At 28.3% G+C, this 10,095-nt stretch carries 11 protein-coding genes; 1 reads left to right on the top strand and 10 read right to left on the bottom strand.

What is annotated here, in order from left to right; genetic code table 11:
- Nucleotides 1-666 precede the first annotated feature (666 nt).
- Complete coding sequence (pduB, locus tag ACYUE0_RS15525; RefSeq protein WP_199869932.1) at nt 667-1,365, bottom strand: propanediol utilization microcompartment protein PduB; 699 nt, start codon at nt 1,363-1,365, stop codon at nt 667-669.
- A 548-nt stretch (nt 1,366-1,913) separates the two neighbouring features.
- On the opposite strand from pduB, the gene ACYUE0_RS15520 reads away from it, so the two are divergent.
- Nucleotides 1,914-3,215: a TraB/GumN family protein gene (locus ACYUE0_RS15520; protein WP_460271402.1), complete on the top strand. Its 1,302-nt coding sequence runs from the start codon at nt 1,914-1,916 to the stop codon at nt 3,213-3,215.
- Between the two features lie 473 nt (nt 3,216-3,688).
- Here ACYUE0_RS15520 and ACYUE0_RS15515 read toward each other — a convergent pair whose 3' ends face one another.
- The 9 genes from ACYUE0_RS15515 to ACYUE0_RS15475 form a co-directional block, all read right to left on the bottom strand.
- Nucleotides 3,689-4,594, bottom strand: coding sequence for an AraC family transcriptional regulator (locus ACYUE0_RS15515; protein ID WP_460271400.1), 906 nt, complete (start codon nt 4,592-4,594; stop codon nt 3,689-3,691).
- A gap of 300 nt (nt 4,595-4,894) precedes the next feature.
- Nucleotides 4,895-5,881 (bottom strand): alpha/beta hydrolase, encoded by a 987-nt coding sequence (locus ACYUE0_RS15510; protein ID WP_460271398.1) that lies wholly within the window; start codon nt 5,879-5,881, stop codon nt 4,895-4,897.
- A 127-nt stretch (nt 5,882-6,008) separates the two neighbouring features.
- Complete coding sequence (locus ACYUE0_RS15505) at nt 6,009-6,932, bottom strand: AEC family transporter (protein ID WP_460271396.1); 924 nt, start codon at nt 6,930-6,932, stop codon at nt 6,009-6,011.
- Nucleotides 6,933-6,998: 66 nt separating this feature from the next.
- Nucleotides 6,999-7,661, bottom strand: coding sequence for a hypothetical protein (locus tag ACYUE0_RS15500; protein WP_460271394.1), 663 nt, complete (start codon nt 7,659-7,661; stop codon nt 6,999-7,001).
- A 90-nt stretch (nt 7,662-7,751) separates the two neighbouring features.
- Nucleotides 7,752-8,183, bottom strand: a complete 432-nt coding sequence (locus ACYUE0_RS15495; RefSeq protein ID WP_061996284.1) for a hypothetical protein — start codon at nt 8,181-8,183, stop codon at nt 7,752-7,754.
- Between the two features lie 83 nt (nt 8,184-8,266).
- Nucleotides 8,267-8,803, bottom strand: a complete 537-nt coding sequence (locus ACYUE0_RS15490; protein WP_460271392.1) for an SMI1/KNR4 family protein — start codon at nt 8,801-8,803, stop codon at nt 8,267-8,269.
- Nucleotides 8,804-8,825: 22 nt separating this feature from the next.
- The gene (locus ACYUE0_RS15485) at nt 8,826-9,314 is read right to left on the bottom strand and encodes a hypothetical protein (RefSeq protein WP_460271390.1); all 489 of its coding nucleotides are present in this window, start codon (nt 9,312-9,314) and stop codon (nt 8,826-8,828) included.
- Between the two features lie 72 nt (nt 9,315-9,386).
- A complete protein-coding gene (locus tag ACYUE0_RS15480) occupies nt 9,387-9,647 on the bottom strand; it encodes a TfoX/Sxy family protein (RefSeq protein WP_460271388.1) in 261 nt (86 codons plus the stop codon).
- Nucleotides 9,648-9,757: 110 nt separating this feature from the next.
- Nucleotides 9,758-9,937 carry a hypothetical protein gene (locus ACYUE0_RS15475; protein WP_460271387.1) on the bottom strand — a complete coding sequence of 60 codons (180 nt, stop codon included), beginning with the start codon at nt 9,935-9,937 and terminating at the stop codon, nt 9,758-9,760.
- Nucleotides 9,938-10,095 lie beyond the last annotated feature (158 nt).

Below are 10,095 nucleotides of genomic sequence, written 5' to 3'. Positions count from 1 at the left end.
CAGTTGTGGTTATTACTATTTACTTCGTTCCTAGTAATTCTCAACGTATATTTTTATAAACTTTCAAATCAAATTATATTGATAGATTTTTTAAAATCATTTTCAGAAAGTGGTTGCCACTTTCATCCTAAATTCATAATTCATAATTCATAATTCTTAACTAAATATATTTGCACTTATTTTTCTCAACTGATAACAAAAATTTCATGTATAAATTTAAGTTAGAAATTGTTTCCCTATATAGGGTTCCAAGTTGACTTTTAAAATTATCCATTCCAAAACTTGGATACCCAAAATAGTGAGACATGCTCCGAATCACTTGGAACTCAACACTGCATCTTGCACGAAAATATTTTAAAGTTATTGAATAAATTTAAATTGTAGCTTGTTTCCCTATATAATTAGTATAAATGGATTTATTAAAATAAAACACTTACAGTTAGTGAAAGATTAGAAGGTTAATGTTTAAAATGCTTTAAATAATCTATTCTTGTAATATATGTTCACTATACTTTACAAGAAAAAATGGAAACCCTATAGGCTTCCAATAATAAATTTTCATTTCTATATACTACGTAAAAACACCGTAAAATTCAGCTTTGAATAATACGGTGCTCAAATAAAGCATTTATTTTTATAATTTAACTTTTAAATTATATTTATCTTCTAAATATATGATTTAGTCAAAGATTTAGTATCTTGCCCCATTGCTTTTAATAAAGATAATCCAATCTCTCTTGCAGCTATTACTGATTGTCTAACAGCATCTGAATCTCCAGTAACTGTTATTATTACTTCATTTGTATGTGCCGTTCCTGAATCGGGGCTAGCATATGTTACCATCTGAACATTTGCAGCTTTCATTGCTGTATCTGCCATTACTAAACCAATTGCAGCTGGAGCACCAGCAATTATTCCAAAAGCTTTTCCAATAGGAGCGCCAAATGCTTTTGCTGATGCCAAGCTTGCACTTGCAGTATACGAAAGCTCTAAATGTCCTGAATCACATGCATAAACATCTCCAAAAGTTCTATCTAATTCTTTAAGAGCAACTTCTACTGCCCTTCTTACATCTGTTACATCTTCTGCTGCCAGAATAATTAAGCAACCGTGCCCTGCTCCACCCTTTGTATCTCTTGGCATTTCAATCTTTGCTACTTCTGTATTAGTAGCTTTTACCGCCTCATCTGCTGCCATAATATGTGGTCCTGCACCTGTTCTTCCACTAATTATTCCTATAGACCTATATTTTTTATCTAACCCCATTTTTTCATGAAGAAAACAATCAACATTAGCTATGACTAATCCAATGGTATCTCCAATTGCTGTTCCTACAAATTCTGTTATTGATGCTGACGTATTCATCTTTAGTACCTCTCTTTTCTATCACATTATTATCTTTACTTACTTAAGCAACTTTCTTATTAAGTGTTTTTTCTGCTACTGCTTATATAATTTTATTATAAATCGATTATAACATATCTTGTAAATACTGCATTATTCAATTTTTAAATAATATTTCACTTCGCATTTTTTGTATTATGACGTAAAAAATATCGCAAATTCATTTCTGAATGATGAGATGATTTAATAAATTATTTTTAGTTATAATGTTAAATTAAAAGAATGTGGATAAATTAAGTTGAAATTTATTTTCATTTTATTAATATACTTTTTTTATTTAATTCTAATTAATTTGATATAAGCTGAATAATCAGCTATTCTTTTAAGTTTTCCTTCAATACCTTTAACTTTAATCACATAAAAACATATAGGATAGGATTATTCTCAACAATTAATTAAAAACTGTAATAAATATAATTATTTGCCAAAAACATTGTTATTTTTATGTATATATTTTACAATTGATGTGAGTAACAAGTAATTATTATAGAGAGGGCTGGAATATTATTATGAAAAAAGTGAGTCTAAGATTACTATCAATTTTTTTTATATTAGGTATATTATTAACTGGATGTAAAAAAGGCGGAGGTTCAATTCAATTTTCTAACAAGCGTTTAGAACAATCACCTGAGAAAAGAGAAATTATGCAAGAGTATTTGAAAAAAAATTATAGTTCTGTAGATTTAGAAGATGAAAGCGAATTTAAAGATTTAGCTATTATGGATTCAGATATAGAAGGAAAGGAAATTTTTTTTACTGCTGAACTTCATGGAACTAAGGCTAATGAACAATTAAATATGAAATTCTTAAAATATTTCAAAGAAAAAACAGATTTTAAGTATTATCTATGTGAGCTCTCTTATAGTGATGCTTATTTTATAAATAAGTATTTAGAGACTGGGGATATAAAAATATTAGAAGATATATATAAGCCACTAAAAGGAACATTTGCATGGAATAAAGATAGTTATAACCATTTAAAAAAGTTATATGAGTATAATAATACTCTACCTAAAGGAAGCAGAATTCAAGTTGTAGGTGCTGATATAGAACATCAACCAATTAATGCCTATAAGTTTTTAGTAGATGTTTTACCAGATAAAGAAGCGCCTAAAGAAATAAAATCAGTAATAGATAAGATTAAAAATAAATTTAATGATTCAGGTGAATTTGATAAAACATTTGCTCAATGTTCAAATGAATTGCAAAAGAACATAGAAAAGAATGAAAATATATATAAGGAGTATCTTGGAGAAAACTTTACTGGTTTTAACCTTGTAAATTTGAACGTATTAAATAGTGTAGAAGCATATAAGCATGAGGAGTACGTAGATTGGAATAATACTAGAGATAACATGATATATAAAAACTTTCAAATTCTTCAAAAGGAATTGCCTAAGGGGAAGTATTATGGACAATGGGGGCTTAACCATACATTTCAAAGTAAAGAAAAAGATATAATGTGGTTTGCTGCCTATTTAAATTCTGATGACTCAATATTTAAAGATAAGATTTTAACAGTAATCTATAACTATGATGATTGCGATATGATGGGCATAACTGATAATATGGAATACACTACTAATGAACTTAACATTATGTACCCTCAAATTAAGGAAACTAACGATTTATTAGAAGGTAATTTGAACATTTATAAATTAACGAGTGAGAATTCACCTTTTTCTGAAACACCAATGTATTATACTTTTAATGGAGAAGAAATAGAAGCAAATATGTTAGATTTTTTTCAATATATCGTTTGTATAAGAAATTCTAAAGCAACAGAGCCACTTAATGATGAGTATAATTAGTTAGCTTAGGGTATAGGGTTTGTTACTTTATTATTTTATATTAAAAAATATAGTAACGTGTTATCATGAAAATGTATTATGTATCGAATCTAGTATTGATACTAGATTCGATAATTTAAGATTGCATTCGAACCAAGCGCATAATTGTATACAAAAATTACTAAAGATAATTTTGAAGTAAATATCCCCTTTCCCCAATTTTTTATACTTTATTTTGTTCATTTTTTATCCCCTCAAGTATATCTATCTTTTATAATATGTTACCATTATAAATAAACTATTACACATATTACAAATACATCATTATTTAATTTTCAAATAACATATTTCACTTTCAGTTCGTATTGTATTTGTATTACGACGCAAAAATACCGCAAATCTACTTATGGATACTACGGTATTATATGAAATTATTTATTTTTATAGTTGCTGCACCTTATCTCAAAAACGTGAACAAATTGAAGTTACAAAATTTAGTCATTAACTTTTTTTCTCACTATAGGATACCATAGTTCAATGTAACCATGTTCTTTAGTTCCACCATAAATTTCAAATTCTGCAGCATCAATCTTCTCATAATTTGAAGTAGGTAGCCATTCACTATAAAATCTTTTTTGTAGTGTGTTTAGAATTATTAATAAATCTTCATCCCACTTAAACTTCTTAGATGGAAAAACGACATAAGTTTGCGCTGGAATATGCACCATACTATATCCTTCTGTTTTACTATTATTACCTATGAAAGAACAAATCATATATGGAAATGTATTTTTTTCTGTTTTCCTATAGTTTACTGCACCATGAATCTTACATAAGTCTTGTGGCATAAACAATGGCAAATCTCCAGAATCCTTAAATAACTTTTCATACACTCCTTCTCTGTGGCATCTTTGCCAAAGTTGAGCTGGGCTTTTGTAACTTTCATCACCAGTTGAAGAACCAATAATCTCAATTCCAAAAATATCAAAAGCCTCTTTCCTTTCAATTCTATACTCCATCTCACTATCTCCTTTAATCGAAATTTGAAAGGATATTCGTGGATAGGCTTTAAGTATAACACCCCCATCACGTACTAATGAGGGCACTATACCATGTAATGTTTGAAATGCTCTCGTAAATGAAACTGGTGACTCATAACCATACTTTAAGGCAATATCTATTATCTTTACATCACTATTTTGAATTTCAAAAGCAGCTAGAGTTAATCTTCTTCTCCTTATATATTCAACCAGAGATATTTCAGTTATAAACGAAAACATCTTTTGAAAATTGTAAGATGAACAACATGCCCTTTGAGCCACAACATCCATATCAATTTCACTCAATAGATTATTCTCAACATAGTCCAATGCACAATTCATTCTTGTAAGCCAATCCATAAGATAACCTCCCTTCAATTAAAAGTATACTTAAGAAAAAAATTAGTGTCGCAACTATTCTTGTACAGAAAATGTTTAGTTTATTATATTTGATAATAAACTAAGATTCATATTACTATTTGACTTTAAAATACGTTTGTAATTTAAACGTTCTCTAAATCCATATTATAACATGTTTTGCAAATACCGCATTATTCAATTTTCAGAGAACATATATTTTTTAATTCGGTTTTTAATCAAATTACAAACTAAGAAACACCCTAAAATTCAAACTTGAATAATATGGTGTTCTAGTAAATTCTACTTCTGATTTTCTATCAATTTTTTTATTTCATTACTTATAACCTCAGGATAAGTGTGGTGTATAGCATGCGTTGACCCTTCAACAACCATTTGCATGCTATCTGTAGACCACTTTTTCAAAGCTTCTTGGCTATTTTCCCATTCAGAATCATCTGGAGCAGTTAGTATTCTAATCGGTAAATTATCTAAATAACCATTCTCTAAAACAACTTTTGCATTATCTTTTGCCATATTGCCTTCATCTATAATATTTTTGTTATACATAGTTTTTAAACTCATTGACAAATATAATTCTTTTAAATCATTAGGTAGTAATTTAAGGTTTTTTGAATAATAATCTGTATGGTAAAGTGCTAACCTTGCTATACCAGTATACTTCAGTACCTTATAAGTAGACGCTGTACTGCTGCTAACTTCTAAGCCATTTTTAGCATAATACTCAGGATTGCCACCATCTATCAGAACTAAGCCAGCTACTTCATCTTTATACATTTGTGCAAATCTTATTACCTGTACTGATGCATATGAATGTCCAACTAATATATATGGAGCCTTTTCTCCTGATTCTATAAGTGCACTGTGCATTTCCTCTACAATAGAATCTATATCTCTTGATTTGTCTGTTACGTCACTCCACCCATGCCCTGGCCTATCATAAGTAACTATTTTAGTATACTTTGAAACTTCATTATACAAAGGATAAAAATCAGCATATGCACTTGGAGTAATATGGCCTGAGCAAAAAACTACGGTAGTATTTCCTTCACCTTCGCTGAAAACGTTAATTTTATTATCATTTACCTCAACCATTTTTCCTACTGGAAGATAGTTTTTTGTATCTTTATATTCACCAATTTTTCCGTATAAACAACCAATTAATAAAACAATAACTACGCAAGTTAAAACCCTAAATAAATACTTTCTAAATAATTTCCCACCTTTTGGTTTATTTTTTCTTTTATCTTTCATTGTTTCTAAACTCATTTATAAATTCCCCCTAAAATATAGCTATTCTCAAACGAAAGATAGCTATATTTTTAATAAATATAAAATATTTTCATTTTTAAATAGTATTATTTAATTTTCAAATAACATTCTTAACTAATATATCTTATATTTGATATAACCAAACCATAATTGGCATTGTTACAATACATACAATAGTCGTAACTACATTTATAACACTAGCATATTCTCCGTTTTTATCATATATTTGAGCCATTTGTGCAACTGATGATGCAGATGGTGTGATTGTTGCAAGAAGGCTAATAAGTAAAATTATCTTACCATTAGGTACTAAACTTCCCATTCCACTATATTTAAGTAAAAGTAAACTTATAAATGGACATACTATCATCTTAAGAAAAGTAATTATGTAAATTCGTTTATAAGCAAATATCTTTCTAAAACTCATATTTGCAATCAACATTCCCACTACAATCATACAAATAGGGCCAATCATAACACTTACTGACTCCATAGTGTCTGTAATAAAATCTGGAAGTTGAATCCTCGTAACAAATAATAAAACTCCAAAGAAAATAGTAACCATATTAATATTTAAAAAGATTTTTTTTAAATCTATTTTCTTATCTTCACAAATCACCATTCTTCCATGAGTCCATAAAAGAACTAACTGTACACACATAAATGCACTAGAGTAAATAACCCATTCTTTTCCTAGAACAGCAGTTACAATTGGAATAATTAGATTTCCAGCATTTGAATATATTATAGATACCTTTTCAACTGAATCCAAATGAAATATCTTTTCAAGTATTTTTACTAAAATTAATAATTCAATATGAATCAATACAGCTGCTACAAAAGCAAGAATCAATCCGTTCCGTATACTTTCTGTATATTTAACTTGAAATGCATTAATAATCACACAAGGCATTACCAAATAAAGTGCAACTATTGAAAGACTTTTACTTTCTTCTGCTTTCAATAAATTTGTTTTCACTAATATAAATCCCATGGCCATAACTAAAAAAAGTTCAGCAATCTGCTTCATTAATAACAAACTAATCAAAAATTCACCTCCACAATTTAATGTAATTTTTTGGTACCTTTATTCTATAAATTACTCAACTATTTATCATTTACCTATATTTTTAGGGAAAAATCTCCACACATGAGAAATCCCAGTTTCAATCTCATGTGTATTATTGAATATACATTTATATTCATCTAAATTAATAAACTCCTCCATTATTATTTTTAATTCATCTAAAGTTGATATATCATCACAATTAGCACTAATTCCATTAAATTCTACTTCTCCTTCAAAAGAAAATGGAACATCTTCACCATATTCATCATCCCAATACACATTTGCAGTTCCTGTCCATCGAACTAGAAACTTATTTCCATTTCTTTCTAAGAATTTAATTGTTCCACTTGTTACATCTTCATGTTCAAAAACATACAATGTTCCCGCTTCTTCACCATTTGCATTATATTGAGAATCCCATTTTAAAGAAAGTCCTTCTATATCTTTCCATGATTTTATATCAAGCCTAAAACCATTGTTATGATACAAACAAGGCGAAACCGATTCATAATAAATTTCTTCATCGTCTTCCAATTCTTCATTATCTAATTCTATTACAAAATCCCCTTCGCTCATATCTATTTCTATAAACCAATAAAATTCTGATAATCCAGTACTCTCCATTCTTTTACTCATGGTAGAATCCATAAAACTTCCACTAAGCGTGGCACTCTCCACATAAAACTTTAAATTTCCTAACTTAAACATATTTTTCCTCCACAAATTTACTATTTATAATGTCCAATTTCAAATTGGAATTTATTAAACTATATGGTATGCTCATAATAAAAATCTTAGCTAAATGCAAGAGCTGTCAATTCCATCAAAAATAAATTTATCTTGATCTTCATCATAAAAAAAATGAACTTCAAGCCCTAAATAATCATCAATGGGCATTTGTTTTGAATTAGGGTGAAATCCTAAAAAACATGTCATAACACTAAGATAATCAAAATCCTTAAAATAAATATCTCCAATATACCACTCACCAGTCATTTCACAATTTCTAGGAAACATATCAATGTTATTATTACAAACATTTTCATCGTTCACATAATCAGTTATTTCATTAACTATATTTTTTAAAATTTCATCATTATGCTTTTCAAATAATGCTTTAAGTGATAAATCTCCGAATATAGTGCGTGTTTGTAGCTTATTTTCATAAGTCACATACACATTATTTGTATTAAAATTTGGTAAAAAAATCTGTTTTAATTCTAAACTCATAGTAATTACCTCCTGCTATATAAATAATCTCCAATCCAAATTCCTATTTAAATTACTGAAATCTATCACTAATCAAAATCATTTCATGAGGACTCATACTCTAAATCAAATTCTTCTTCACTAATTAAATTACAAATAAACTCTTTAAAATTATCTGCTAATTTAGTTATTTCATAATCATATTCCTGATCAATATGTACAACACTTGGTTCCCCTTTAGGTCCACATTCCCTATAATCTAAAAATATCATATCATGTCCAGCTGATGGACAATCAGCTATTGCAACCCCAATGTCAGGATATTCCCACTCTTCAATCCAAAATCTACTTCCAAATTCTCCACACAATGAACATGATTTGTCTAAAGCAATACTAAATAATCCTGTTATGCCTATGTGGTCTTCTGCCCAGCTTGTAGGAGTTTCTGTACGAATGGCATCTTTCTTGAGAAGTCCTCCATTATGAATACGCATTAACTCTATATATGCTTCAGGCAATTTATACAATATTTCCTGCTCTACCTGTTTTATTATTTCATCTGTAGGATAGTCAGATATATATTTTTTATATGAATAATCACAATCATCCCAAAGATTTTTCAATAAATTATCATCAAACATAACTACTCAACTCCTATATAAATTAATACAAATTACTATTTATAACACCCCACCATTCTAACCCATAATCAAAATAATTAGACCATTTATGTTCCCAATAAACATCTGGTGTAGTCCAGTCTATTCCACTACACCAATCATATATATCAATGTTCTTAATATGAGAAAACAGAATATCGTTAACATGAAAAAAATCTTCTTTCTCTAATTCACTGCCATATGGTGGATCAAGAAAAGCATGCTCATATGCAGCTTCAATTCTGTCTTCAAAAAAATCATCAACAGAACATGGAACACCTAGCATTTTAGATTTCTCAATATTAAACGTTTCCTTATAACGTTCTGCTATAATTTCCATTGCATTTATAGCAGCTTGTCTATGTTCCTCCATACCACAATGCAACATATCATTCTTGAAAATCACATAATCAACAACAATATTATTGCCCTCACCTTTATTATTTAATTTATTAATTAATGAATAAGCAAGATGATGTACCATCTCTTCCATTTTTCCAACTCCTTTAAAGATTTATTAAATGCTTGTTATAATATTCGTTTTATTTCATAAATCTCTAAATTGCTATTTGTCTTTATGGCAATTATAAAAATCTTTTAATTCTGCTTTTCTTTCTTTTGATAAGTCTATTTTTTTAACACCTTGAATTGCACCTTCCAATGCTAATAATCTATGAATACACGCAGAGGCATCAATTTCTTGTATTTTCATCCAAACCTGTTCTGTGCCAATATTTTTTAATTCATCATAAGTAAATATTCCTACTTCATTTAACTGCTTTTCAACTTTTTCTCCAATATTAGGCAATTTTAATAATTCCCCCATAATAAAACTTCCTTTCAAATTGTTATTTACCTTTTAATAATTACAGGGTATTCTATGAATACCACATTATTTAATCTTCAAAGAGCTTATTTTATTATCTAATTGGCACTTTAATTATATAGTATTTCATCACCATCTATAGCCAACCATGAAACAAATGTACCATCATCAAAATGCTTTTCATAATACTCATTCAATGTAGGTACTAAATCAAATAACGGTTCAGCATCTTCTTCTTGTAATTGATTTAATCGCATTTCTATGAACTTATAAATATCCTTTTTCTCCAATTTTTTATACTTTATTTTACTAATACCCCCTCAAGTATATCTATTTTTTACCACCACTTACCATTATAAATAAACTATTACACATATTGCAAATGTATCATTATTCAATTTTTAAATAGCATATTTCACTTTCAGTTCGTATTGTTTTTGAATTACGA

This window comes from Clostridium sp. CTA-19 (assembly GCF_054767855.1).
The sequence above is the reverse complement of the archived record's forward strand: the minus strand, read 5'-3'. Positions and strand labels throughout refer to the sequence as shown.